Raw genomic sequence first — 26,022 nt, forward strand, 5'->3', positions numbered from 1 at the left:
GAACCCATTTCGTTATTACCGATATTGGTTATTTTCATTAATAATTTATAATTAAAGAATTAATAATTGTTAATAGTTAATGGTTAATTAAAGGGATAGCTAGCGTAAAGGACACAATCTTGTTATTATCGATATCGAGTATTTACATTAACAATTTATAATTAGATTATTAATAATTATAGATTTTCCACTAGGTTATACTTCTCTAAATATTCCTTGGGGGTGGTGTGCCATTCAGAGAGTCTACTCACCTCAGTATCCAAGCATTGAAAATAAAGATCGTAAAGCAAATTGCTTACCTCCTCAGGAAGCCTAAATTTTCCCTGCTCTCCATCCCGGTAGGTTTCCCAATTTGCCGCTTCATTTTCCTTTATAATTTCCAGCATAGCATAGGTCACCGGTAACCGGGCAGACGTAACACGCCTTAGTTGCTCCGGATTTCTCCATACCGCCTTTTCCGCTTTGTCGAAAAGCAGGTTGTACTTTGATAATAATTCCGGGCTAAGAAAGCTATCTGTTTCTTGCTTTGGGCTACCGAAAATAGACATTTTTCTTCCTGTATATCCCTGATTGTTGGCATGAAGTAGATCGCTATATTTTTTTAGATAAGGTGCTGCTTTTCCATAATAAGCTTTCCAGAAACCTTCCATTTCCTTGTCGACGTCCAAATCAGGATCCCACAGTAATTTGGCCAAAAGGTAAGCCCTTATCTCAGCAGCTTCACCACCGGACTGAATATTACCCTGAGCAAATACTGCACTCACATTATTATCCCTTAGAAAAGAAATATTGGGTTGTAAAGTCCTGAGGTTTGGGAATGGAGCCAACAAATTGGCAAATTGAATATTATAATCCCAAACCAAGATATTGTCTGTAAGCTTACCCCAGCCTTTCAAGTCATTGCTGAAATCCGGATCCCCTGATTCCATAGGCTCATTCCTTGTGCTCTCTATGCTACACAACATGATGTTGACATTTTCTCTGGGAACAATATCCTTTGGTGGCACCCTGGTATATTGGTAAGCCAAGGTAGAGATGATTTTGTCAGGGAAGCGTTCTGCAACTTTATTGACAAAGGTCAACATGGATCCCATCCCAAGGGCGGGATATTCGCCACCATGGGTGGCATACATTTTTTCCTCCGGCGCATACGCTGCATACTTGGCATCTAATGCAGCACAATGTTCGCATTGACAATAATTGACATTGTCGTTTTGACTCACAGACCAATAAAGCGCATCGGGTTTCTCGTCTATGGCTTTTTGAAGGTTTTTGCAGACAATCTCTAGAACCTCCGGATTGGTGAGACAGAGTTGAGATTCGGGTTGCACACTTTTACCATCCCAAGACGGTACCAAACCGGGATGTCTTTTACCATCATAATAGCTAAAATATTCCGGGTGACTATCGCCATATTCTTCCGGATTAAGAAAGTTATGAAAAGTATGCACCCAGTGGCCCCATTCTGCAGGATCCTCCCCCCGCTTGGTATGGGAATGCAACTTGTGCCAAGCCATAAACTTAGGCTCATAGGCATCCTGATAAAAAACTTCCCTAAAGGAGAAATCTGGAACTTGGAGATCTGCTATTGGGGGAAGTTTAATGGTTTTTTGTTGAGGGATAACTTCAAAGTTTGAGGTGTATTTTTTACAGCCCAGGTATTTTTCCAGAAAAGTATAAACTGCATATTCCACCCCTTTTTTTGGTCCTCCGGTCAGTACCAACTGCTGGCCATTGTTTCCGATATAAATTCCATCCTTCCCCATTTTGTCATAGGGCAAAAGAGCAGTTTCTGCCCGACTAACTTTACCAACCAGGATTTCATTCATACCGGGTAATCCCAAGTCTCGCTTTACCGGTAAGTTTGCGCCGGAAATTTCAAACAAATAGTGTTGCAGTACCTTGGCTCCCTTAATTTCCTCTAGGGTAGGTTGTACTGGAATAATGATGGTAAAATCAGATTTTCGGTTTTTGACCAAGGTTAGTTCTTGCGCCAAGCCGGTGGTGAAGAATGAAATTGCTAATAAGAGTCCAATCAATGTTTTCATAGGAAATTTGGGGCTACTGACAGAAAAGAATACAATGAAATATACAACAGAGGAAGGAAAAAAGAGAGATTTACTTAAAAAAATAAAAAGCAGACCTAAAAGAACAGGCACAATACTTGATTCTAACTTGTTAAGTTAAACCTAAAAGCACATAATTCATGTACAAACCGATATTGATTCCACTTGTTTCCCTCCTAATTTTTATTGCTATTCCGCTTAAAGCTCAAATTACGATTGACGCGGAAACAGGGCTGGCTTTTCCGGGTTATAATGATGTGCGCATCCCCAATGCTGCAGGGACTTTGTTTAGTTTTGAAGATGATTTTGAGGCTGAAGGGCCGGTTATTCCTTTCCGGGTAAGGCTTGGGTATACCTTTAAAGAGAAAAACCATATTTATGCATTGTATGCCCCGCTAGGAATAAATTACAATGGCACAGCAAACAAAGACATCAACTTTCAATCCAGTGTTTTCACCCAAGGGGAAGCTTTGGATGGCTATTACAAATTCAACAGTTATAGACTGACTTATCGCCGAGACATTATCTCTTCAGGAAACTGGCTTGTAGGAGTAGGCTTCACCGCCAAGATCAGGGATGCTCAGGTCCGCTTGGCCAACGAACAAGGGCTGGAGGATAAAAAGGATGATTTGGGTTTTGTTCCACTTTTGCACCTATATACTGCCTATGACTTGGGTAATGACCACCTAATTTATTTTGAAGGGGATGGTCTTGCAGGAGGCCCGGGAAGGGCTTTCGATTTATTCTTAGGGACCAAACTCCCTATCACAGATCATTTGGCCTTAAAAGCCGGCTACCGATATTTGGAAGGGGGAGCAGATGTAGATGAAGTCTACAATTTCACTTTGGTCCAGTTTGCAGTGGCAGGTTTGATTATTCAGTTATAATCTTATTGAAAAATCCTTTCATTCAACTTCACCGGCTTGTTGGGTTTGTTTTTCATACAAGGCAGCATAGGTCCCTTTGGCAGCCATTAAATCTACATGTTTTCCTTGTTCTACAATCTCACCATCATCCAACACCAGAATTTGATCGGCAAGCTTTGCTGAGGACACCCGATGGGAAATGATAATGGAAGTTCTATTTTTCATTATCTTTTCCAAAGCATTTAAAATAGCGTTTTCTGTTTTGGTGTCAACCGCAGAAAGGCAATCATCCAGCAATAATATTTTAGGGGATTTCACAATGGCTCTGGCAATAGAAACCCTTTGTTTCTGCCCACCCGACAAAGTGATGCCTCTCTCGCCAAGTCGTGTATCGAAGCCTTGAGGGAACTCGATGATATTTTCATAAACATCCGCATCTTTTGCCGCCTGTTCGATTTGCTCCATATCTAGTGATTTGCCCAGACCAAAACCAATATTGTTAGATATAGAGTCACTAAATAAAAACACATCCTGAGGCACATAACCTATTTGTTCTCTCAAGCAAGCAATATCATAGCGCTTAATATTCAAGCCATCTAAAAGAATTTCTCCTTCATCTGCATCATACAAGCGCATCAGGAGATTGGCCACGGTGGATTTTCCTGAGCCTGTTGTCCCTATAATGGCCAATGATTTTCCAGCCTTAATCTCAAAACTTATATGATTTAATGCTTTAATGCCCGAATCCGGATAAACAAATGTGAGCTTTTCTACTTTTATATGTCCTTCTACATCCTTTACTAAATTCTCGGTACTTAAAACATCATTTTTCTCATCAAGAAATTCATTGATTCTTGTCTGGGAAGCGGCTGCCCTTTGCACGATACTTGTTACCCAACCCAGAGAGGTCACGGGCCAAGTCAACATATTGACATATAGAATAAACTCTGCTATTACGCCATAACCTATAGCCCCTTCAATTACTTGAATCCCTCCAACATACACGGTTATTATGGTACTCAGCCCTATCAATGCCATGATTAACGGAAAGAAAAGAGATTGAACTTTGGTGAGGGAAATGGATTTGGTTTTATAATCTTCACTGGCTTTTTGGAATTGATTGGCACTATCCTTTTCCCTCACAAATGATTTAATCACCCGAATGCCAGAAAAAGCTTCCTGTACAAAAGTGCTCAACCCAGACATGCTCCGTTGAATCTTTTCCGAACGCTTATTGATCATATTATTGACCAAATAAATACTGATTGACAATACTGGCAATGGCAAAAGGGAATAGAGGGTCAGTGGTACATTAACTGTGAGCATATAACCAATTACCATGGGAAACAACACAATCAAATTGATCCCATACATCAAGGCGGGGCCTAGATACATGCGCACTTTTGAAACATCTTCTGTGATTCTTGCCATCAAATCCCCCGTGCTATTTTGTCTAAAAAAACTTAGGGGTAGAGATTGATAATGGGCATAAATCTCATTCTTCATATCATATTCTATCAACCGAGACATCGCTATGATGGTTTGGCGGATCAAAAAAAGGAATAGGCCTCGAAGAAGCGCCATGGCCAAAATAAGGATACCGAAAATAAAAATGTACGTTAAAAACTCAGACCTTGCCAGCTCTCGTACAACTCCCCCCTCATCATATAACTGATAATAGCTAAAGCTTTCCACCACGTAATCGATGGCAATCCCCACTAATCTCGCAGGAATTATTACAAAAAAGTTTGAAATAAATGTAAATACGATACCTAATAAGAGGTATAGCTTGTATTTGAATAGATACTTATTTAATCTCCAAAGGGGCTTCACAAAATAAAAGACTTTTTAAACCACAATATCTTTTACAATATTATGTTATATTGCAAATGAAAGGCAGGTGAAATACATAAAATTTTGTACACACTTGTTTTTTAACTGAACTCAAATATAACATATTATAAACATCAAAGTTCAATGGAGGCTACCAAAACAGAGGAAAAACCCAAGATAAATGAAATCTATGCTCAGATAGAGGAAATGGAGCATGAGCAGTTGGTCATATGCTATGACAAGCCAACCGGACTCAAGGCCCTAATAGCCATTCACAACACAGTACTAGGTCCATCTTTGGGCGGAACCAGAATGTGGCATTATACCAATGAAGCAGATGCGATAAAAGATGTATTAAGGCTTTCTCGGGGAATGACCTTTAAGGCATCCATTTCCGGATTAAATATAGGCGGAGGAAAAGCAGTTTTAATAGGAGATCCCTCCCAGAAATCGGAAGCTTATTTGAGGCGATTTGGCCGATTTATTGAAAGTTTAGGTGGTCGCTATACCACTGCAGAAGATATGAACACCCACACGGCAGACATGGAATACATTGCCATGGAAACAAAACATGTGACGGGCTTGCCTGAAAGTAAAGGTGGCGGAGGCGACCCATCTCCTGTCACTGCCTATGGCACCTACCTCGGAATGAAGGCTGCCGCCAAACAAGCCTATGGGAATGATTCTCTTGAAGGTAAAAAAATATTAATCCAAGGTGCCGGTCAAGTAGGCAAGCATTTGGCGGAACATCTGAGTAAAGAAAATGCAGTTTTGATGGTCGCCGATATCAACACAGAAAAGGCGGCAAAGGTGGCAGCTACAACCAAGGCAAAAGTGGTGAAAGCCGCTGCTATTCATGAAATCCCTATGGACATATTTGCCCCTTGTGCCATGGGAGGTCAACTGAATGATACAAGCATCCCCCAATTCACCTGCGATATAGTGGCAGGCGCAGCCAATAATCAGTTGGAAAATGAGCAAAGACACGGGCAAATGCTTTTGGATCACGGTATACTCTATGCACCGGATTTTCTGATCAATGCCGGTGGATTGATGAATGTTTACCAAGAGTATCGAGGCAATTACTCAAAGGCCTTGGCCTTGGAAAAAGCAGAAAAGATATATGGAACCAGTTTAGAGGTATTCAATCTTGCTACTTCCAGAGGAATTTCTCCGCATGAGGCAGCTCTTCAAAAAGCAGTAAAAAGAATACAGGATATCGGGCAATTAAAAATGTCATGGTAAGCACATTCTTTTTTACTGCATGAAAGATCAAATATTTGTCCTTTGCAGGTACATTTACTAATTTGCAGGAAAATTAGTTTTGGCGAGGAATGGATGCTTCTGTCCTTCCTGTCAATAAACACTTATCACGTTCTTTAATTTCAGTTAATGTTAAATAGGAGAATCCTCAGAGTAAAAGCATTTCAGACGTTATATGCTTTTCAACAGTGTAAGCATTCCAATGCAAATTTGGCACAAGACTTCATAAAAGAAGCTTTTTTGCCCGACCTTAATTCTATGGAAGTTCAAGACAGGGCTTTGCTTAAAAAGGAAGCTGGCCGATGTATTGAAGTTTTTACCAAAAACATAGATAAGGTTCAATTATCATTGGACAAGAGTGACAATGAAAAGGTAAAAGAAACAGCAGTGAAAGCCATTAGCTTTTATAATAAGAGCAACAAAAAAGATCAAGAGTTCTTGAGAACCAATATGTTGGCAGCTGTAGAAAATATTCCTGCATTGTATTTATTTGCCATTAGCATGTTGGTCGGTTTTGGGGAACATGTTAGGAAAGAGAAGGTCAAAAAGAGAAAATTTGAAGAGCAACCTGTAGTTCAGCAAGATTCTGCCTACAATCTTGGTTCCAATAAAGTATTGGGAATAATCGAGCAAAATCATTCATTCAAGAAGGAATGTCTTAGATTTGAAGTAGATATCGAGGAATTGGAGTTGGAGATCAAGGAATGGTATAGAGAACTGGTGAAGCCGCATGAAGACTACCAAAAATACATGACCATAGAAAATCCAAGCATCGAGGATGACAAAGAGATTTTACTGACTATACTAAAAAAGATTATTTTTAAAAAAGAGGCAATATTAAGCTTCTTTCAGGACAAGGACTTGAATTGGACTGAAAACAAATCCATTGTGAGAAGTTTGTCTTCCAAAGTATTGAAGACCATTACGGGCACTGAGGATGAGTCCGAGGAAATTCTTCCTGAATTGGCATTAAACTGGGAAGAAGATAAAGAATTCTTTCAAGAAATATTTAACCTCACGGTAGCTTCAGAGAAGGAGTACAGTGAGTTAATTGCCACTACAACCAAAAACTGGGATGTAGAGCGAATTGCTTTAACAGATAGAGTAATACTAATAATGGCTTTATCAGAAATGGTGAATTTCTCAAGTATCCCGACTAAGGTATCCATTAATGAGTACATAGATATTTCTAAAACCTATAGTACTCCTAAAAGTAAACAGTTTGTAAATGGACTTTTGGATACTTTATCAAAAGAATTAACCGAAAGCGGAAAAATACGTAAGAGTGGTAGAGGTCTCATAGATAATAAATAATATATAAAATGGGTAAAAAAAGTAATTCAATATTCGCATTTGCTCTAGGAGCAGGATTGGGTGCTACGCTAGGGGTGCTTTTTGCCCCTGATGCAGGAAATAATACGCGAGATAAATTATCCTACAGGTTAGCAAAATATCGCAATGAACTGGAAGACCTAATCAATGAGATGGTAGATGAAAAACACCTGCCAGATAATATTGCTAGATCTGAAGGAGATAAAGTCATTACGGAAGCAAAATCCAAAGCAGAGAATTTGCTTAACGACGTCAATAAACTTATTGATCAAATCAACAACGACAACAATAAAAATTAAAACAGTCTATTTATGAAGTATTCTAATCTTTCAGTGTGGCTATTGGGCCTCACACTGATAATGGCGGGAGCCTGTAGTGAAAAAGGAAGCGGGAACGATGATAAAATACAGGAACTGGAGCAAAAGATTTCTCAGCTTGAACAAAATCAGGTGGTCACTCCTTCTACTGCCCAAAATGTACAGCCTGCAGACCCTGCCACTGTAGGAGCCTTTGGTTTTGAAGAAGAAATCTTTGATTTTGGCACCATTGACGAGGGAAAAGTAGTTGAGCACGTTTTCAAGTTTAAAAATGAAGGGCAAGTGCCTTTGATTATTTCCAATATTCAGGCTTCTTGCGGCTGTACTAGTCCTGAATGGTCAAAAGAGCCCGTTAAACCGGGTGATGAAGGTTTTATTAAAGTTGTATTTAACTCCAGAGGAAAATCCGGTGTTCAAAGTCCAACAGTTACAATTCAAGCCAACACTTCTCCAAGTGTAACAAGGTTAAGGCTAAAAGGAACAGTTAATAGATCAACAGGAACATCCACCACACCTAGTGCAGGTCCAGTAAAAAGATAAAAATGTATAATTCAATATTACTTCAAGTAGACGGTGCTGCAGGTAGTGGCATCATGGGTCAGGTATTTCTTTTTGGCAGTATCATTCTAATCATGTACTTCTTCATGATCAGACCTCAACAAAAAAAGCAAAAAGAAACCACCAAATTTATCTCTGAAATTAAAAAGGGAGAACAGGTAGTTACCGTAGGTGGAATCCATGGTAAAGTATATGCCGTGGAGGGAGACATTGTAACAATCGACCTCGACAAAGGAATGAAAATACGAGTGGAGAAATCCGCCTTGTCTCTTGATTACACAAAAAAATTATCCAGTGAAAAATAATTTTCTGTACACTTGAGTACACTTAGTAACTATTTCCGGAAATTTAGACCAGATAAAACTTCCAATTTGAAGGTGGTAGTATTGTGCGTTGTCACTGCTACCACCTTTTGGTTACTCAATGCTTTAAATAAAGACAATTATACCACCATAGTTAACCAGCCTATATCCATTGATTATGATGAGGAGGAATACATGGCGGTGAAACCTTTACCACAGGTAATTAAAATAGAGATCAACGGAAATGGTTGGGATCTTTTAAAAAAACACTTAAACATAAGCCAGAACCCGCTGGAAATCACCCTTGACGACCCCTCCCACCAACCTTATCTAGTAACAGAGCAAATCAGTCAGGAAATGGCTGAACATATTTCAGCCACCAATTTGGTGCGAATTACCCAAGACACTTTATTTTTTAATATTGATAAGATCGTATCTAAGAAAATTAAAATAATTCCTGATACATTACCCAATACCCTTGCCGAAAATTATGATTATGCCTCCCCAATTTTGGTAGACCCTGAATTTGTAACAGTGAAAGGGCCAATTTCTGTCATCGAACAATTTGATGGCAAACTAATGGTGCAACTGGGAGAAAACAATATCAAGAACCATTATTCCAAATTATTGCCTCTGGAACTGGACAAAACCAAAAGGAACTTTTTACAATTAGAAGAGGAAACCGTACAAATAAGCTTTCAGGTAGTCGCTTTTATCGAGAAAAAGTTAGAATTAAGCATTGATCAATTGTATTTCCCCAACAATGTAAGTACCAATAGTGCGACAAACAATGTGAGTGTTCAACTATTGGTGGACGAAAGAAAACAGGGTGAGTTGGAATCGCTAAACCTTAAAGCAATATTAAATTACAACAATAGAAATAGGGAAGACAGCTCCATCGCTGTGACTTTGAATGTAAATCCCGCTTATATCCGGGAGGTATCTTTCACACCAAGCAGTTTTGATTTGATCTATGAATAAGAAAAAACCTTTGCTTGTTGGGATTAGTGGGGGAATAGGTGCAGGAAAAACTTTGATTTCAAAAATATTTTCCCTCCTTGACCTTCCGGTTTACAATGCTGATGAGCGGGCCAAATGGCTTATGATTTATCACCAAACCTTGAAAAAAAATATATCGAAGGAGTTTGGCGAGGAATCCTATGACAAAGATGGAGGGCTGAATCGTTCCTACTTGGCAAATATCATTTTCTCTGACCCCGAAAAAACCTCACGAATAAATGAACTGGTTCACCCTGTAGTTGGAGAAGACTTTAAACGATGGGCAGATAGCCAGCACACAGCTTATGTATTAAAGGAAGCGGCTTTATTGTTCGAAACAGGTTCTTATAAATCGCTGGATGCTACAATTCATGTTACTGCTTCGGAATCTATTCGAATAGAAAGGGTCAAGTCCAGAGATCCCCAGCGTAGCACAACACAAATCCGACAAATAATTCAGAAACAATTTACTGACAAAGAAAAAAATAAACTGGCAGATTTTTTAATTACCAATGATGAATCCACCTTGGTAATCCCTCAAATAATAAAAATCCATGAGCATTTGCTTAGCAGGGCCAATTAAATTTCACTCAGGCTGATTTGATCCAGGTAGAATTTCATTCGAGAATGCCTGTGATTTAAAAAATCTATTTTATCAATTCGATCCTGCTTATGGTTATAAAAAACCTCAACATATTCATTACCCAATAAGTACAAGTTTACTTTATGGGTATAGTACCGAATGGCCACCACAAAGGTGCCTTCTGTGTACAGCTTTTGTGTTTTCTTTTGGATACTCAGCCTGTTAAAGTCCTCTTTACTCATCAAATGCTTTGTTAAAGTGATTATATTAGGCTTTTGGGTAAAATGCAATTCAATTAGGGGTGACCACTGTTTTCTGATGAATAAAATTAAAAAATTTAATCAAAAATTGCATCCTTAGAGCAAAGTAATTTGATTGAATTAAACTAACTTAACATTTTTAAACTCAAATAGTGCTACAGGTTTTCCTGCTTCATTAAGCCGGGTTTGATCCGCTCCTTAAAAAAAATCGAATGAACTCTGGCAGATTAAAAAAGAAACTGAAAACGAAAAGGATACTATTGCTAGGTTTAGGAAATTTGGAAACAGCAAAATAAATTAGGTTTTAACAGTAATAGGGTAATAGCGCTTGTCATCTTTCCCTATAGCATAGAGGCGATAGACAATAGGCTTTGGTCCTACTATTAACATATTTCATTTATGACAAAGCATAACAAATACGCTTATTTATTTTTCATTTTTGGTTTAGTACTTCTGTTTAATAGCTCTTGCTCTTCCAGCCGTAAAATTCGACAGCAAAATATCCAACAAGTCATTAACACAGCTAAATCTTATCAAGGCACACCTTATAGGTATGGAGGCAATACCCGATCAGGAATGGATTGTTCGGCTTTAGTTTACCTTTCCTTTCAAAGCGTAGGAGTAAAACTTCCACGAGTATCGGCCGAACAGAGTAAAATTGGCAAAAGGATATCAAGAAGTAAATTAAAAAAAGGGGATGTGATCTTTTTTGCTACCGGAAGGAGGAGAAATAAAGTAACTCATGCAGGTATTGTCTTAGAAAAGAGGATGGGAAAAACCTATTTTATCCATGCTTCCACTTCATTGGGAGTAACAGAAGACAATTTACAATCCAAATATTGGTCGAAAAGGTGGGTAAGGGGCAGAAGGATTTTCTAGTCAGATGGTCAAAATCCCCGAAAAGTGCCTAAAAACGATAATTAAGTTAATAGTAATATAAAAATTTGGGCCAAAGTTTATTAATTTTTAAAACATCCTTTGGTATTCAGCAATATTAACTAATTTTGCACTCGAATTAAAAAGTATTGTTCCAATTCATCTTAAAATATAACAATGGCGAATACTGGTAAGATAACTCAGGTAATTGGTCCTGTTGTGGATGTTTCCTTTGAGGGAAGTAAACTGCCTAATATCCTTGATGCACTAGAAATCACAAAAGAGAATGGCCAGAGGGTTGTTCTTGAAGTACAACAACACCTAGGTGAAGACCGGGTAAGAACCATTGCTATGGACTCTTCGGAGGGTATGGTAAGGGGTATGGAGGTAAGAGACCTCGGTACACCTATATCAGTACCTACCGGTGACAATATCAAAGGAAGGTTATTTAACGTGGTAGGAGAAGCCATTGATGGATTGCCACAACCTGAATCTCAAGAAAGACTTCCTATACATAGATCTGCACCAAAATTTGAAGATCTGTCTACTTCCACAGAAGTTTTGTATACAGGTATCAAAGTAATTGATTTGATTGAGCCGTATGCAAAAGGTGGTAAAATTGGTTTGTTTGGAGGAGCAGGTGTTGGTAAAACAGTACTGATCCAAGAACTCATCAATAATATTGCGAAAGCATACTCCGGTCTATCTGTATTTGCAGGTGTAGGAGAAAGAACAAGGGAAGGAAATGACCTTCTTAGAGAAATGATTGAATCAGGAATCGTAACTTACGGTGACGATTTTGTTGAATCATTAGAAAATGAAGGTGGTTGGGATCTATCCAAAGTGGATCTAAACAAACTTAAAGATTCTAAAGCAACCTTTGTCTTCGGGCAAATGAACGAACCTCCTGGGGCGCGTGCAAGGGTAGCATTGACCGGACTTACACTAGCTGAATATTACCGTGATGGTGAAGGAGATGGTGCCGGTAAAGATATCCTATTCTTTATTGATAATATTTTCCGTTTTACCCAAGCAGGATCTGAAGTATCTGCACTTTTGGGAAGGATGCCATCTGCGGTAGGTTACCAGCCTACACTTGCCACCGAAATGGGTGCAATGCAGGAGCGTATTACATCAACTAAAAACGGCTCCATTACTTCTGTACAAGCGGTATATGTTCCTGCTGATGATTTGACGGATCCGGCGCCGGCAACAACTTTTGCCCACCTTGATGCACAAACTGTACTTTCAAGAAAAATTGCAGAGCTAGGAATTTACCCGGCAGTGGATCCTTTGGATTCTACTTCCAGAATTCTTGAACCATCTGTAGTAGGTGATGAGCATTATAACTGTGCCACCAATATAAAAGAGCTTCTACAGCGCTACAAAGAACTTCAAGATATCATTGCCATCTTGGGTATGGAAGAGCTTTCTGAAGAAGATAAAATGGTCGTACACCGTGCCAGAAGGGTACAAAGATTCCTTTCTCAACCTTTCCACGTTGCCGAGCAATTTACTGGCCTTAAAGGTGTGTTGGTAGATATCAAAGATACCATCAAAGGATTCAATATGATCATGGATGGAGAGTTGGATCACTTGCCTGAATCAGCATTTAACCTTGTAGGTAGCATTGAAGATGCCATTGCCAAAGGGGAGAAAATGTTGGCAGAAGAAAAATAATAGCCATTTATTAGGGTAGTACGGAAAGTATTACCCTTTAATAAAATAAATCATGCATTTAGAGATCATTACACCGGACCAAAAAGTATTTGAAGGAGAAGTGTCTGAAGCCACCTTTCCCGGAGCCGATGGTTCCTTTCAAGTATTGAAAAACCACGCTGCTTTAATATCTGCCCTTGAAAAAGGTGCCGTTTCTTACACCACCGCTGAAGGACAAAAGTCATTGGTGGTAGATGGAGGAGTAGTGGAGGTTAATGACAATAAAATTATTGTATTGGCTGAAAAGGTAGTGGATTGATTTACATCTTTTCTCGAAAAAATAAAAAGGGTTCTGAAATTAAATTTTCAGAACCCTTTTTGTTTATCAGGCTTTGCCCTATTTTTCTTTCTTCTATTTCCCTAAAGATTCTAGGGCTGATTTAACGGAGCCTTTGTCCATCAATAAGGCTTTGGCCTCCTCATAATTACTCATTGCTGCACGCTCCATAAGCATTTTTACGCTTCTATCAACAATCTTGTCATTGATCAATAAAACGTTGACCATTTTATTGTCTTCCACCCTGCCTAAGCGAATCATACTGGTGGTGGAAATCATGTCAAAAATCATTTTCTGTGCAGTGCCACACTTCATTCGGGTACTTCCGGAAACAAATTCCGGTCCGGTGAGTACCTCCACAGGGAAATCTGCATTTGCCGCAATAGGTGACTCGGGATTGCTTACAATGCAACCGGTTGACACAGCATTTGCTTTGCAAGATTTTAAAGCCCCCAAAACAAAGGGAGTAGTCCCACTTGCCGAAATCCCTAAAACAAAATCTTTGTCAGAAACTTCATAACCTTTCAATGCTTCCCAACCGGCATTGGGATCATCCTCTTTTTCTTCCCTCGCCTCTATCAAACGATCCACTCCACCTGCCAAAATAACATTCACTTTACCCTTGGGTATTCCGTAAGTGGTAGGAAGCTCTATCGCATCCAATACAGAAAGTCTGCCGCCACTTCCGGCACCTAAATAAAATAGCCTGCCGCCATTTTCAAGTTTATCAACAATGTTTTTAATCAACAGATTGATTTCCGGCAATGCTTTTTCAATGGCAAGGGCCACTTTCTTGTCTTCATTGTTAATATTGGCAGTCAACTCCTCTATGGACATTTTCTCCAAATGTCTGTACAAGGAGGGTTGTTCTGTTATTTTTGTCATTTTATATCAGTTTAAATAAGTTCACGAGAAAATTTTATATGACAGGACTATCGGAGGTTCCTGGATTTTTGGTGGCAGCATCCCCAAAGTTGGACCTCACTTGCCCCAAGTCTTTGTTTAGCATTTGTGTAAATAACGCATAATCCGAACTATGAACCACCATATTCACCCCCTCCTTTATCCAGAAAATTTGTCTTTCAATGGTTTCAGAAAAATGAATTCCTACCATTAAGCCTAACTTTCTACTTGTTTGGATGATCTGCCTTACGGCCTTAACAAAATCAGGATGATCATAAGCCTCAGGAATCCCCATACTTACAGACAAATCATGTGGGCCTATAAATACGCCATCAAGACCCCGTAAAGATAATAATTCATCCAATTGCTGCAATGCAGGCACACTTTCGATATTCACTATACTCAAGTGCCCTTTGTTGTAATTGGCCAAATAATCCTCCAAGCCCTGGGGTATTTTCTCTCTGTCCTCTAAATACAGGTTTAATTTTTCTCCTTTTAAAGGTCTGAATTTGGTTGCACCAATTAATACCTGAACCTCTTGAACGGATTCAACATAGGGGATTACCACCCCCGTAGCCCCGGCATCAATGGCCTGGCAGATCAAGTGATGGTCAGCTTTATAAACCCTTACTATGGGAACAATCCCTCTTCCTTTATAAGTATCACATAAGGTAGCAAGTTCTTTTCGTGAAAGAGAGATATGTTCGGTATCAATAAAAACAAAATCCAAACCGGAGGAGGCCAGTGCTTTAGGCCACAAGGGATTATTTGAGGTAACACAAGTGCCAAGCACCAATTCTCCGGACTGAATTTTATTATTAAAGTTCATTTTTATTTGATTAATGGATCGCTGATTACGTTTAAATATCTTCCCATCCAGTAAGGCAATAGCCATATATCGCCGGCACTATACTCCTGACTTCCTCCATTGCCTCCATCCAAAGTGAAGCGGTTTCCATTGTGCCTGCGAATCATTAGTTCATCAGGAGGAAGGACTTCACTTGTGCTTTGTCTTCTGAAATTTTCCTCTAATAGCTCAAGGTCTTTTCTATGGCTGTTCTTTGTGCTCCAGCTAATCATATCCAGAGGATGCTCCTGAAGATACCAAACTGCTTCCTCAAGGTCAAAATTTTCTCGATCTACCAAAGCCCCAAAAATATTCCACAAACCGTCTCTCTCTGGACGTTCGGCTTCCCAATGGTCTTTGATTGCCTCCTTGTACTTCTCTTTCAACTCATCCGTAAAGGCATATCGGTACAAGCCCCAGTAACCAAGGAAATACATCTCGTCATCTGAATGGTTCCACGACTCGGATAACATAGCCGCCCAGTCATCACTCCCTTCTTCTGCTTTTCCAATTCCTTCCATGGGGCGCATAAGGTTTTCTAGGTAGCCATGTTTATCCATTAAATTGTAAGCTTCCTTTTTGTACATTTCCTTGCCGGTAAAATGGTAAGCCGTTTGTAACATGGCAATGATATTAGAGGAGTTTAATTTCCTGTCGCCAACCATGGTAGGAAAACCATTTACATATTCGGGATTCCACCTTCCCCAGGTCGTATGTTTGCCGTCATAATCAATCAGGTACCAATCATTCTCTACAATATGCGTCATTACCTGATCCAACAATCCTATGGCTTGCTTTCTCAATGCTTCGTTGTCTACCAGTTCGGCAATCACACCAAAAACAAATACATGGCCTATTACCTCATCACTACTTGTGGTAGCTTTCCAATCCCATTCAGGATCAGTGGCATGTTGCCACCTGTCGGGATCAGCTAATTTCTCAATATATCCGCTTCTGAAGAAAGATCTTGAAGGGAATCCCTCTACAGGGTTAATGGTGTAAAGCCTTTCCATCGCGTCCAATGACTCTTTTACGTTTTGTAAGGCCGCTGCAGATCCGGTCACCGCATAGCGAAATGCCTCTCCTCCCAAATACATAGAAGTCCATAAGCCGTCATTGTCTGAATCAGCCAATCTTCCGGTATCAAAATTCCCCTTTTCCATTTGGATCAAGGTGGCATTAAAACCATGTCGAATATGGCGATGCCTTACCTGTTGCTCATAATAGGCTGCTTTTTCTGCCAGGGTCTGTGACATGAATACCAACTTCCCTAGCCCTTTATCTGTCAAGATCAACACTTCATCGGCATTCTTTTGGCTGATATGCAATACCTTGTCTCCCGGCAACCACCGCTCACCTAAATAATAATTAAACTTGCCGTCTTCCTTTTCCATAAATGCTCCTTGCTCTGAGCCAAACCACAGCAAGCCGTTGATTTCTGTAAGGCTGGTCAATACAGGCCATGGCAAAGCCTGCTGCTTTGTCCCTACTTTTTTATCGCTAAGTAAGTCCCATTCAAAATAGCCATCTGTGGTGCCTATGGCGAGTTTATTCTTGCCTTCGCGTACCACAAAACTGGTAAACCCTGCTCCTTCAGTAAGGGTTGTTAATTTCGTATCTGCCGGTGAAAATGCCATCAACTTGTTTGCTGCCAATAGCAAAAACCTTTCAGAAAAAGCATCATAGGTAATTTCTATTACCGGAGATCCACTGACCTTCCCTTTATACGAAACCCCTTCTTTGTTTACCAAATGGATATTGCCCCCATCTGAAACCAAAAAATTAAAGTCTTTTCCATGAGCAAAAGAGCTTGCACTTGGCAACTCATGTTTTAAATATAAACTCCCGGCCCAAGCATTGCTAAATACTGCCTGGTCATCCAAGTAAACAAATTGATCTTCTACCGTGCTGATGCCAACAATATTTTTGTCTTTCATGGCCAGGTAAGTCTTGTCCTGTGTCAAGGTTCCCGGATATAAAAAAGCACCTGCATGGGGTCTTAGCAGACCCGATTGACCTAGTATCTGAACAGTACCATTCCTGTCTGCATAGACCTTGTCTAGCCTTGATGCCCCTTCGGAATAATACTTAATGGCATACTCCTGAACAAAAGGAACATCCCGGTGCACCCTTTGGCTGTTGGATGGTAATTGTTGCCCTTGTGCTTGCGAAAACCCAAGAAGCAAACCAACAAAAATGAGAAGCTTGAAATTTATTTTTTTCATGTTTAAATAAAATGGTTGATAAATAATAGACAGATAGATCAATTGCAAATCAGTAGCAAAACAATTGGATAATCCAATTTCCTGATACCGGCAATAAATAAATTTGTCCGCCCTGTTAAGAAACATGAGCGGACAAACAATTCCCTAAATAAACAGAAAGTTAATTATTACGATGTCTCCCAATAAGCTAACGATCCACTCTTTAGTTATACAGCAATTGATTATAGATGTACTATTTCAATTATATTTTGTTGATGAGGGGCTAAAATATAGTTTGGATAAGGTTAAATAGCTCTGCCTTCTCACTTTATTATGGCCATGCAGAATTATAACCCTTTACCCAAACCTGGCATTTTTTTATTTACTAACAGGCTGGCTAATCACATCCAAATACCTTCCCATCCAGTATGGTAAAAGCCATATATCGCCGGCACTCATTTCTTCTTTTCCATCTCTTCCGCCATCCAACTCAAACCTATTGCCATTGTGACGGCGCATTTTTAATTCATCTGGTGGAAGCACCTCTTTGGTGCTTTGGTTCCGGAAATTTGGTTCCAATAGTTCAATATCTTTTCTATGGCTATTTTTAACGTTCCAATTAATCAAGTCAAGGGGGTATTCCTGTAGGTACCAAATAGCCTCTTCAAGGTCAAATTTTTCTCGGTCTATCAAAGCCCCAAAAATATTCCACAATCCATCTTTTTCAGGACGTTCTGCCTCCCAATGGTCTTTGATGGCCTCCTTGTACTTCTCTTTCAACTCATCCGTAAAGGCATATCGGTACAAGCCCCAGTAACCAAGGAAATACATCTCGTCATCCGAATGATTCCATTTTTGTGACAACATGGCCGCCCAATCATCGCTTCCCTCTTTGGCTTGCCCTATTTCTTTCATTGGACGCATCAGGTTTTCCAAGTAACCATGTTTGTCCATTAATTTGTAAGCTTCCTTTCTGTACATCTCCTTACCTGTAAAGTGATAAGCTGTTTGTAACATGGCAATGATATTGGAAGAATTTAGTTTCCTGTCACCAACCATCGTAGGAAAACCATTTACATATTCAGGGTTCCACCTTCCCCAGGTCGTATGTTTGCCGTCAAAATCAATCAGGTACCAATCATTTTCCACAATATGCGTCATTACCTGATCCAATAATCCTATGGATTGCTTTCGCAATGCTTCGTTGTCTACCAGTTCGGCAATCACACCAAAAACAAACACATGGCCTATTATCTCATCACTACTTGTGGTAGCTTTCCAAACCCATTCCGGATCTTCAATATCTTGCCAATGCTCAGAACCTCCAAGTTGATCTTTGAAGCCACTTCTGGAAAATGACCTTGCAGGAAAACCTTCTATATCATTAATGGTATACAGCCTTTCCATTGCATCCAATGACTCTTTCACATTTTGTAAGGCAAAGGCAGAACCTGTAGTTGCATAGCGGAAGGCTTGCCCAGCCAAATACATAGAAGTCCATAAGCCGTCATTGTCTGAATCTTTGACCCTTCCTGTATTGAAATTCCCTTTTTCCATGTGAGTCAAGGTGGCATTAAAACCATGTCGAATATGGCGATCTCTTACCTGCTGCTCATAATAGGCTGCTTTTTCTGCCAAGGTCTGTGACATAAACACTATTTTCCCTAACCCCTTGTCTGTCAAAATCAACACTTCATCGGCATTCTTTTGGCTGATATGCAATACCTTGTCTCCCGGCAACCAACGCTCACCTAAATAATAATTAAACTTGCCGTCTTCCTTTTCCATAAATGCTCCTTGCTCTGAGCCAAACCACAGCAAGCCGTTGATTTCTGTAAGGCTGGTCAATACAGGCCATGGCAAAGCCTGCTGCTTTGTCCCTACTTTTTTATCGCTAAGTAAGTCCCATTCAAAATAGCCATCTGTGGTGCCTATGGCGAGTTTGTTCTTGCCTTCGCGCACAACAAAACTGGTAAACCCTGCTCCTTCAGTAAGGGTTGTTAATTTCGTATCTGCCGGTGCAAATGACATGAGTTTGTTCTCTGCCAATAGTAAAAACCTTTCAGAAGAAGCGTCATAGGTAATTTCTATTACCGGAGATCCACTGATCTTCCCTTTATACGAAACCCCTTCTTTGTTTACCAAATGGATATTGCCCCCATCTGAAACCAAAAAGGTGAAGTCTTTTCCATGAGCAAAAGAGCTTGCACTTGGCAACTCATGTTTTACATATAGGCTCCCGGCCCAAGCATTGCTAAATACTGCCTGGTCATCCAGATAAACAAATTGATCTTCTACCGTGCTGATGCCAACAATATTTTTGTCTTTCATGGCCAGGTAAGTCTTGTCCTGAGTCAAGGTTCCCGGATATAAAAAAGCACCTGCATGGGGTCTTAGCAGACCCGATTGACCTAGTATCTGAACAGTACCATTCCTGTCTGCATAGACCTTATCTAGCCTTGATGCCCCTTCGGAATAATACTTAATGGCATATTCCTGAACAAAAGGAACATCTTGGTGCACCCTTTGGCTGTTGGATGGCAATTGTTGTCCTTCTGCTTGCGAAAAGCCAAACAGCAAACCAACAAAAACAAATAGTTTTAAGTGTGAGTATTTCATGGTAAATTAATGTGGTTAATTTAAAGTGTATGAGTCACTTGATAGTGCGACAATATCAAAATCATACCGGCTAAATATTCATTATTATTAGAAAGGGTATAAATAAATTTGTCCGCCCCGTTATAAAACATGAGCGGACAAAACTTACCTAACCTAACTACTAAAGCTTAATCTATCTTACTTGAATCAAGTAAGCGATTGAGTTATATATAATACATAAGACCTTTCAATATGGGCTACTTACTTTAAAAGTTTTTTGGATCAATTTTTAAATATTTAATGGATTTTCCTTTTTCATCCAAATGGTAGGAATAAGTGATGTGTATCATACCATCTGTATCCTGTATCATAGAAGGGTAAGAGAAGCCACCAACCTCTTTCTTTTCATCTTCCAAATAAATCTTTCCTCTCCATGTTTGCCCTTCATCATCTGAGATGTATAAAGAAATCCTGTACCTGCCATCATCTATATCATTTCCTAAGAAAAGCCAGGTGCCATTGTCCAATACCAGCAGTTCTACACTTGCAGTATTCGGTATGCTGGTTTTCTCTGAGGCAGACCAAGTCATTCCATCATCTTGGGAATAGCTTTTATGGATTGTGGTAGGAGCATCACCGCTATCCCTCATTAAGGCCATAATTTCTCCACTTTCTCTTTGACCTAGTGCCGGCTGAATGGGACCTCTACCCACCAAGGGCTTGCTTGGAAACCAAGTGGCTCCGTCATCATCAGAAATGGCCATCATGGAAAAATTAAAACCATCTGAATAAAGGGGTAATAAAATCCTTCCTGAGTTAAGCACAATCGGTTTTATCCTGGTCATCCATCCAATACTGGATTTTTTACTGTCCTTGCTGGCTTCGATGATCATTTGATCATACTGGGGAGCATATTCAGACCAACCTGCCTTATTTTCAGGCAATTCTTCAAATCGTTTGGCAACTTCCTGATGAAATATTTCCCCGGGTTTGAGCAAAATATTGTCCTGCCAACTCCAGATGGGTGCGCCGGCATTTTCATAACTTGTACTAGTTCTAAATCGCAATATGGACTGCTCCCATCGGTTGCCCTGAACGGCAATCCAAACCAAAAACAGCTTCCCTTCCTGGTTTAGGAAAAGCACCGGATTACAATCGGGAATATTGGGTGTATCTGCCAGTAGAAACGGTTCACCCCATCGACTATCCTTTTTCCTTAGCCTGGCTCCCATAATGCGTACATCATCTGCTTTTCGTTCCCCTGAGCCTTCAAACCATGCTGTGAGTAAGTCTCCATTGGGCAAGGAGACAATACTGCTTCCATGCACGTGATTTTGCTGAAGCGGAAAAATCAAGCTTTCGCTAACGACCACTTTATCTTTAGGGATGTACTGGCCAAAAGCAGAAGTACTAAGCAAAAATAAGCCTATAAATACTATTTTATTCATTTCACTTTTTTTCTTCTTTCCATTACTTCAGACCAAGTGGTTAAAATAATTCCCTCGTCTTCAATGAATTTCTGTAGTTCCGGAGAGGTCATGGCTAGCATATCTGCATACCTGGATTTGCCCGAGCCACTTATTCTGTAAAATGTATTTCGATCTCCGTTACTGTGTACAATCACCATGGCCAGGCCAGGCTCCATAAGCCTGAGCAATTCCTTACATTTTTCCACTTTATAGCCACCAAGTTCCTCATCACTAACTTCATGATCAGGAGACCAGTTTCCACTTATAGTGTGAAGGTCATCCAAAACCGGCAAGCCAGCGTCCCATAATTGTTTGGCTACCACAGGGGCTCTTTCCATAATGGGGTTATTAGGCAATTTCATGCCTTCTTTGTATTTCCCTTGTTTTTTGAGTTGTTTGATCAGGTTGTTGTTCATGGAAATTCCAAGTAATTTATTATTTCCTCCAGGAAACATAACCGGAATACCATATTCTATACCCACTTTGATGTATCTTTCTAGAAAAGGGGGATGATAAAATAGAGTTCCCATATGACTATCCATATGGGTTGGTTTCAATCCTAGTGACAAGGCCCGGTCAATCTGGGCGCGAATCTCGATTTCTACTTCATCTGGGCTGGCATTCGCTACCACTTCGGCTACAGAAGACCACATGGCCCCTTCTTCATCCACCAAACCGGGCACAGCCGTTTTACCTGCTAGTGGAGGCCAACGGTAATGTTTCCACTCAGAGGTTAGTGTCAAATGAAGCCCTGCATCCATTGGGTCTATCTTCGCATCTTTCACAAAACTAGCAGCCCAGGGGCAAGGCATCATAATGCTACAAGAAGTAGCTACACCACCATGTATGGATTTCTTTGCTCCTTCATTGGATTCATAGGACATACCTGCATCATCTACATGAAAGATAACTACCTTCTTTCCTTTAGGAAATCCCAATTTTTCAGCGTAAGTCATTTCTTGTTGGCTTAAAACTGCTTGGCTTTGAAACAATAGTATGAGTAAGCTACAAAATATAGTTCGCATGTTATATTAAATTTTAAATACCATCAAGTTTCCCTTTCCAAAAAGCAACCGTTTCTCGGTTCCAGGTATAGCAGGCAACAAGATGACCATCTTCATAAAACATCGCAGGATAAGAAAGCTCATCATCACCCTCTCCTTTTTCTATCTCAAATTTCAATGGCCAGGTTTTTCCATTGTCTTCTGAAACAGCAATGGAAATTGGGAATCTATCTCCCCAATTCTCAGCAACAGGGTTATAGATCAAAGCAATTTTCTCCTCTTCTATATGGGCAACATCAATTCCACTATTGTTATTGGGCAATTCAATTTCGGTAACCTCAGACCATGTTTTACCATAATCTTCTGAGTCTGACCTACAGATATTTCCTGAGCTACTTCTCATCAACATGTGTACATGACCAGGTTTTGACTCCCATAGGGCTGGTTGAATTACTCCTTCTCCTGTAATTACTGAGCGATCCATATCCAATTTATCTGTGGCATTCCAGGTTTTTCCTTCATCCTCAGATCGGTCAACAAATACTGTCCATACTTTATTTTTCTCATCAGAGGCAGGCGCCAACCAAGTTCCGTCTGATAAAACCAACATATGGTTTCTTACAGGACCACGACCACCTTTATCTCCCGGCACCAATTCTCTTGCTTCAGACCAAGTTTCTCCTCCATCTTCAGTGTATTGCACCCAGGTTTCCCAATAGTCAATTTCCTTTCCTACTTTAAAATACAAATATACTTTACCGTCGGGTGCATTGAATAAAACAGGATTCCAGTGTGGTTCATTTCTTACTTTTACCAATAATTCCGGCTCACTCCAAGCTCCGGCCTTACCTTTAGACACCCAAATTCCAACGTCATTGTGCTTTTCATGGGATCCCGCAAACCATGCGGTTAAATAATTCCCATCACCTAAACCGGTAATGGTGGAAGCATGACACTGGGCAAAAGGTCTATCCTCACCAAAAATATGCTCATATTCTTCAGTGGTAAGCTTTGCTTCTTGAACTGCAACTTCCTCTTTTTCTACAACTGCTTTGGATTTATCTCCTCCACTGCAAGCCGCACTGATTATCAATAGCGATAAGAGAAAAGAATAGCTTAGTAATTTTCGGTAATTTTTCATGGTTTTATTAATGGATTATTTGGATAACTGTCGATGATGTTTCCATCCTCATCTACTGTAATAATGTTAAAACTTTTGCCCTGAAGGGTAACAAGCGTAAAAGCTCTTACCGATTGAGAGGTCTCTAAATACCAGGTACTTGCTGCTTCATGCACGGTTCGGGGTTTGGTACCCCAAGACCCATCACCTATATAAACGATCCCGTCTTCATCCACATTATTGTCTTTTATTGGATAGGTTCGTTTATACGCATGGTCATGATTTTCAAAGGCCAAATTCATACTGGATTTTTCAAATAAAGGTACCCAATGATTTCGAATCATCGTCTGAGTGGTCCCTGTAAAAGACCTGGCAGAAGGGTAAGCCGGCACATGATAAATGGCCATTACATGAGAAGTGTTTTTTTCTTTTTGAAGGGCCAGTTCACGGGCAAGCCAATCTTTTTGTGGGCCATCGATAGCATTGGTATGGTCTGAATCAAGAAAGAGAAAACTAAGGTAATTGCCAAACTCCAGCACCCCATAGCCCGGCTGTCCGGGGAAGGCAAAAAGATTATAGTAAAATGGAGCGCTTTCTTTTCTTTTTTCAACCTTCAAATTTTCCGGAATGGATTCCTCATCAAAGCCACTTTTGACTTCATGGTTACCTATGCCTACCATGATAGGAATCATCCGCCCATCTTCTTGTATCAATGTATTCTTTACAGCCTCAAACCAGGCATACCACTTTTTTACATTTTTTCCGTCACCATTGGCATAAGCCAAGTCTCCTCCAATGATTATAAAATCAGGATTGTAAGGCAAAACCTGAAGGTTGGTTTTTTCCATTACCTTTTGGTCATGCATGGTATCTCCTCCTATCGCAAACTTGATAGGATTTCTGGAAATCTCCTTTGGCATGGTTTTAAAGTAATAAACCCTTTCATGGCTTCCAAATTTAACTTCATAGGCTTGATCGGCCATGAGCCCTGAAAGAAAGACCCGGTGTATTTTACGGTCAGAAAATGGGAAATTAGTTACTTGTCCACTTTTCTTTCTCCAATCTTCCTCTCCTTTTTTACGATAAAATAATGTCTGCGTAGTATTTGTTTTGAGATGCCAATCAATTGTCATTGTACTGGTAGGATCCTTTTCCCAGGTCAGATAAATCCCACTGGGTTCTTCCTGCGCACTTAAAGGGCCCACGAAAAGACCCAATAGTGATAAAAAGCAAATAAAAATAAGGGCTTTTTTACTTCGTAATTTCATTATCTAAGGATTATTGTTAATTGTCGCTTTACTTTTTCAGAAAAAAAATAATCTTAAAGCACTATATTATGTACTATATATAAGACTATTTAGTAATACCAATGACTTTATCTATTTCTCAAGGGCTACTACAAATTTATACCTATAAAAATAGATTGATTATTCAAGATATATTATCCGGTTAAGATTTCACAATATTAAATATTTCTTTAATCCCACTGTAATTTATCTGTTTTCTCAATCCATCAAATACATTACAGTTATTTTCAGTTTCGGACTATTAAAAAAACAATTGCTCTCAAATAGCCCTAACGAACCTTTTCAAGTATATCACTAGAATCTAAACAAATATATAGTTTGATTATTCACTGTTTTTCAGATAGTTATTAAAGGTTAACTTTTCCTAAAACTTCCATTTTCGGTTGTTAAAAGGGTAAAGTTGAGATATATTTGTCGTTGATTTTTTTTAAAAAATACCCGACTTAATACAATGAACATAGGAATAGATTTAGGAGGAACAAAAATACAGGTAGGTATTGAACATGAAGGAAAAATCATTCACAAGACCAAAGCTCTTCTGAAAGAAAAAAATGACCTTCATTCTACACTTAACCAGGTGAAGCAATTCATTAAGCCACTTACTGCCCATGAAGTAGAGGGGATTGGTATAGGTGTGCCATCAGTGGTGGATGTGGAAAAAGGAATTGTATACAATGTAACCAATATACCCTCCTGGAAAAAGGTAGCACTAAAGGACATTCTTGAACAGGAATTTAAACTTCCGGTCTTCGTCAACAATGATGTCAACTGTTTTGCGATAGGAGAGCATAAATTTGGAAAAGGAAAAGACTATAGTAATATGGTAGGCCTTTCAATTGGTACAGGATTAGGATCGGGAATTATTATCAAAAATAAGCTTTATGCCGGAGTAAACTGCGGCGCCGGTGAAATTGGATTACTCCCCTACCTTAACCATAATATAGAATACTATGCCAGTGGAAATTTCTTCAGCGCAGAATACCAAACCACCGCATTAGATGCTTTTACTGCTGCCAAAAATGGTGAAAAAGAAGCCTTGGAGCAATGGAAAGCCTTTGGTCAGCATTTTGGAGCTGCAGTACAAGTGGTCATGTATACTTATGATCCTCAGGCAATTGTAATTGGTGGATCAGTTGCAAATGCCTATCCATTTTTTGAGAAAGCCATGCGTGAAAGTTTCAGTGATTTTATCTATCCTGAATCATTTAAAAAATTAAAAATTCACTTGACTAAAAACGAAGACATTGCTTTACTGGGAGCCGCTGCCCTAGTAGATTTGCCTGTTAATGCCACCAATAAAGCGATTTAATTATCGCCAT

The 26,022-nt window shown here is 39.6% G+C and carries 23 protein-coding genes; 12 read left to right on the forward strand and 11 right to left on the reverse strand.

The annotated features are described in order from the left end of the window. Positions 1-176: 176 nt before the first annotated feature. Positions 177-2,048 (reverse strand): DUF4838 domain-containing protein, encoded by a 1,872-nt coding sequence (locus tag ACYVHJ_RS15975; protein WP_460516566.1) that lies wholly within the window; start codon positions 2,046-2,048, stop codon positions 177-179. A gap of 158 nt (positions 2,049-2,206) precedes the next feature. Here ACYVHJ_RS15975 and ACYVHJ_RS15980 point away from each other — a divergent pair, with 158 nt between their 5' ends. Next, complete coding sequence (locus tag ACYVHJ_RS15980) at positions 2,207-2,953, forward strand: hypothetical protein (protein WP_460516569.1); 747 nt, start codon at positions 2,207-2,209, stop codon at positions 2,951-2,953. Positions 2,954-2,971: 18 nt separating this feature from the next. On the opposite strand, the gene ACYVHJ_RS15985 is transcribed toward ACYVHJ_RS15980, so the two are convergent. Continuing rightward, on the reverse strand, positions 2,972-4,765 hold the full coding sequence (locus ACYVHJ_RS15985; protein WP_460516572.1) for an ABC transporter ATP-binding protein: 1,794 nt from the start codon (positions 4,763-4,765) through the stop codon (positions 2,972-2,974). Between the two features lie 144 nt (positions 4,766-4,909). On the opposite strand from ACYVHJ_RS15985, the gene ACYVHJ_RS15990 reads away from it, so the two are divergent. The 7 genes from ACYVHJ_RS15990 (at position 4,910) to coaE (ending at position 10,119) form a co-directional block, all read left to right on the forward strand. Further along, positions 4,910-6,010 (forward strand): Glu/Leu/Phe/Val family dehydrogenase, encoded by a 1,101-nt coding sequence (locus ACYVHJ_RS15990; protein WP_460516575.1) that lies wholly within the window; start codon positions 4,910-4,912, stop codon positions 6,008-6,010. Positions 6,011-6,157: 147 nt separating this feature from the next. Then, positions 6,158-7,342 carry a transcription antitermination factor NusB gene (gene nusB / locus ACYVHJ_RS15995; protein WP_339903301.1) on the forward strand — a complete coding sequence of 395 codons (1,185 nt, stop codon included), beginning with the start codon at positions 6,158-6,160 and terminating at the stop codon, positions 7,340-7,342. An 8-nt stretch (positions 7,343-7,350) separates the two neighbouring features. Beyond that, a complete protein-coding gene (locus tag ACYVHJ_RS16000; RefSeq protein WP_303614049.1) occupies positions 7,351-7,659 on the forward strand; it encodes a YtxH domain-containing protein in 309 nt (102 codons plus the stop codon). A gap of 12 nt (positions 7,660-7,671) precedes the next feature. Then, on the forward strand, positions 7,672-8,217 hold the full coding sequence (locus ACYVHJ_RS16005) for a DUF1573 domain-containing protein (protein ID WP_339903302.1): 546 nt from the start codon (positions 7,672-7,674) through the stop codon (positions 8,215-8,217). A 2-nt stretch (positions 8,218-8,219) separates the two neighbouring features. Next, on the forward strand, positions 8,220-8,540 hold the full coding sequence (gene yajC / locus ACYVHJ_RS16010) for a preprotein translocase subunit YajC (RefSeq protein ID WP_339903303.1): 321 nt from the start codon (positions 8,220-8,222) through the stop codon (positions 8,538-8,540). A gap of 12 nt (positions 8,541-8,552) precedes the next feature. Then, positions 8,553-9,518: a YbbR-like domain-containing protein gene (locus ACYVHJ_RS16015; protein WP_460516581.1), complete on the forward strand. Its 966-nt coding sequence runs from the start codon at positions 8,553-8,555 to the stop codon at positions 9,516-9,518. Next, positions 9,511-10,119, forward strand: a complete 609-nt coding sequence (coaE, locus tag ACYVHJ_RS16020) for a dephospho-CoA kinase (protein ID WP_339903304.1) — start codon at positions 9,511-9,513, stop codon at positions 10,117-10,119. Before ACYVHJ_RS16015 ends, coaE begins: the two co-directional genes overlap by 8 nt. Here coaE and ACYVHJ_RS16025 read toward each other — a convergent pair. Next, positions 10,116-10,361 carry a hypothetical protein gene (locus tag ACYVHJ_RS16025; RefSeq protein ID WP_339903305.1) on the reverse strand — a complete coding sequence of 82 codons (246 nt, stop codon included), beginning with the start codon at positions 10,359-10,361 and terminating at the stop codon, positions 10,116-10,118. The genes coaE and ACYVHJ_RS16025 overlap by 4 nt on opposite strands. 417 nt (positions 10,362-10,778) lie before the next feature. Here ACYVHJ_RS16025 and ACYVHJ_RS16030 point away from each other — a divergent pair, with 417 nt between their 5' ends. The 3 genes from ACYVHJ_RS16030 to atpC all read left to right on the forward strand — a co-directional run bounded on the left by ACYVHJ_RS16030 (position 10,779) and on the right by atpC (position 13,233). After that, the gene (locus ACYVHJ_RS16030) at positions 10,779-11,258 is read left to right on the forward strand and encodes a C40 family peptidase (RefSeq protein ID WP_460516585.1); all 480 of its coding nucleotides are present in this window, start codon (positions 10,779-10,781) and stop codon (positions 11,256-11,258) included. Between the two features lie 174 nt (positions 11,259-11,432). Further along, the gene (gene atpD / locus ACYVHJ_RS16035; RefSeq protein WP_460516588.1) at positions 11,433-12,935 is read left to right on the forward strand and encodes a F0F1 ATP synthase subunit beta; all 1,503 of its coding nucleotides are present in this window, start codon (positions 11,433-11,435) and stop codon (positions 12,933-12,935) included. Between the two features lie 52 nt (positions 12,936-12,987). After that, positions 12,988-13,233: an ATP synthase F1 subunit epsilon gene (atpC, locus tag ACYVHJ_RS16040; protein ID WP_339905753.1), complete on the forward strand. Its 246-nt coding sequence runs from the start codon at positions 12,988-12,990 to the stop codon at positions 13,231-13,233. Positions 13,234-13,326: 93 nt separating this feature from the next. Here atpC and ACYVHJ_RS16045 read toward each other — a convergent pair whose 3' ends face one another. From ACYVHJ_RS16045 to ACYVHJ_RS16080, 8 genes are all read right to left on the reverse strand, one after another. After that, positions 13,327-14,136: an N-acetylmuramic acid 6-phosphate etherase gene (locus tag ACYVHJ_RS16045; protein WP_460516592.1), complete on the reverse strand. Its 810-nt coding sequence runs from the start codon at positions 14,134-14,136 to the stop codon at positions 13,327-13,329. A gap of 34 nt (positions 14,137-14,170) precedes the next feature. Then, on the reverse strand, positions 14,171-14,983 hold the full coding sequence (locus ACYVHJ_RS16050) for an HpcH/HpaI aldolase family protein (RefSeq protein ID WP_460516595.1): 813 nt from the start codon (positions 14,981-14,983) through the stop codon (positions 14,171-14,173). A gap of 2 nt (positions 14,984-14,985) precedes the next feature. Next, entirely contained in the window at positions 14,986-17,226 is a 2,241-nt protein-coding gene (locus ACYVHJ_RS16055) for a hypothetical protein (protein ID WP_460516598.1), read from the reverse strand. Positions 17,227-17,583: 357 nt separating this feature from the next. Beyond that, positions 17,584-19,824, reverse strand: coding sequence for a hypothetical protein (locus tag ACYVHJ_RS16060; protein WP_460516601.1), 2,241 nt, complete (start codon positions 19,822-19,824; stop codon positions 17,584-17,586). Positions 19,825-20,069: 245 nt separating this feature from the next. After that, positions 20,070-21,251, reverse strand: a complete 1,182-nt coding sequence (locus tag ACYVHJ_RS16065) for a sialidase family protein (protein ID WP_460516604.1) — start codon at positions 21,249-21,251, stop codon at positions 20,070-20,072. After that, the gene (locus tag ACYVHJ_RS16070; protein ID WP_460516607.1) at positions 21,248-22,297 is read right to left on the reverse strand and encodes a polysaccharide deacetylase family protein; all 1,050 of its coding nucleotides are present in this window, start codon (positions 22,295-22,297) and stop codon (positions 21,248-21,250) included. Before ACYVHJ_RS16070 ends, ACYVHJ_RS16065 begins: the two co-directional genes overlap by 4 nt. Positions 22,298-22,310: 13 nt before the next feature. Next, on the reverse strand, positions 22,311-23,417 hold the full coding sequence (locus tag ACYVHJ_RS16075) for a sialidase family protein (protein ID WP_460516610.1): 1,107 nt from the start codon (positions 23,415-23,417) through the stop codon (positions 22,311-22,313). After that, the gene (locus ACYVHJ_RS16080; RefSeq protein ID WP_460516613.1) at positions 23,414-24,664 is read right to left on the reverse strand and encodes a purple acid phosphatase family protein; all 1,251 of its coding nucleotides are present in this window, start codon (positions 24,662-24,664) and stop codon (positions 23,414-23,416) included. Before ACYVHJ_RS16080 ends, ACYVHJ_RS16075 begins: the two co-directional genes overlap by 4 nt. 490 nt (positions 24,665-25,154) lie before the next feature. On the opposite strand from ACYVHJ_RS16080, the gene ACYVHJ_RS16085 reads away from it, so the two are divergent. Next, positions 25,155-26,012, forward strand: a complete 858-nt coding sequence (locus tag ACYVHJ_RS16085; protein ID WP_460516617.1) for an ROK family protein — start codon at positions 25,155-25,157, stop codon at positions 26,010-26,012. Positions 26,013-26,022 lie beyond the last annotated feature (10 nt).

The organism is Cyclobacterium sediminis, from assembly GCF_054781075.1.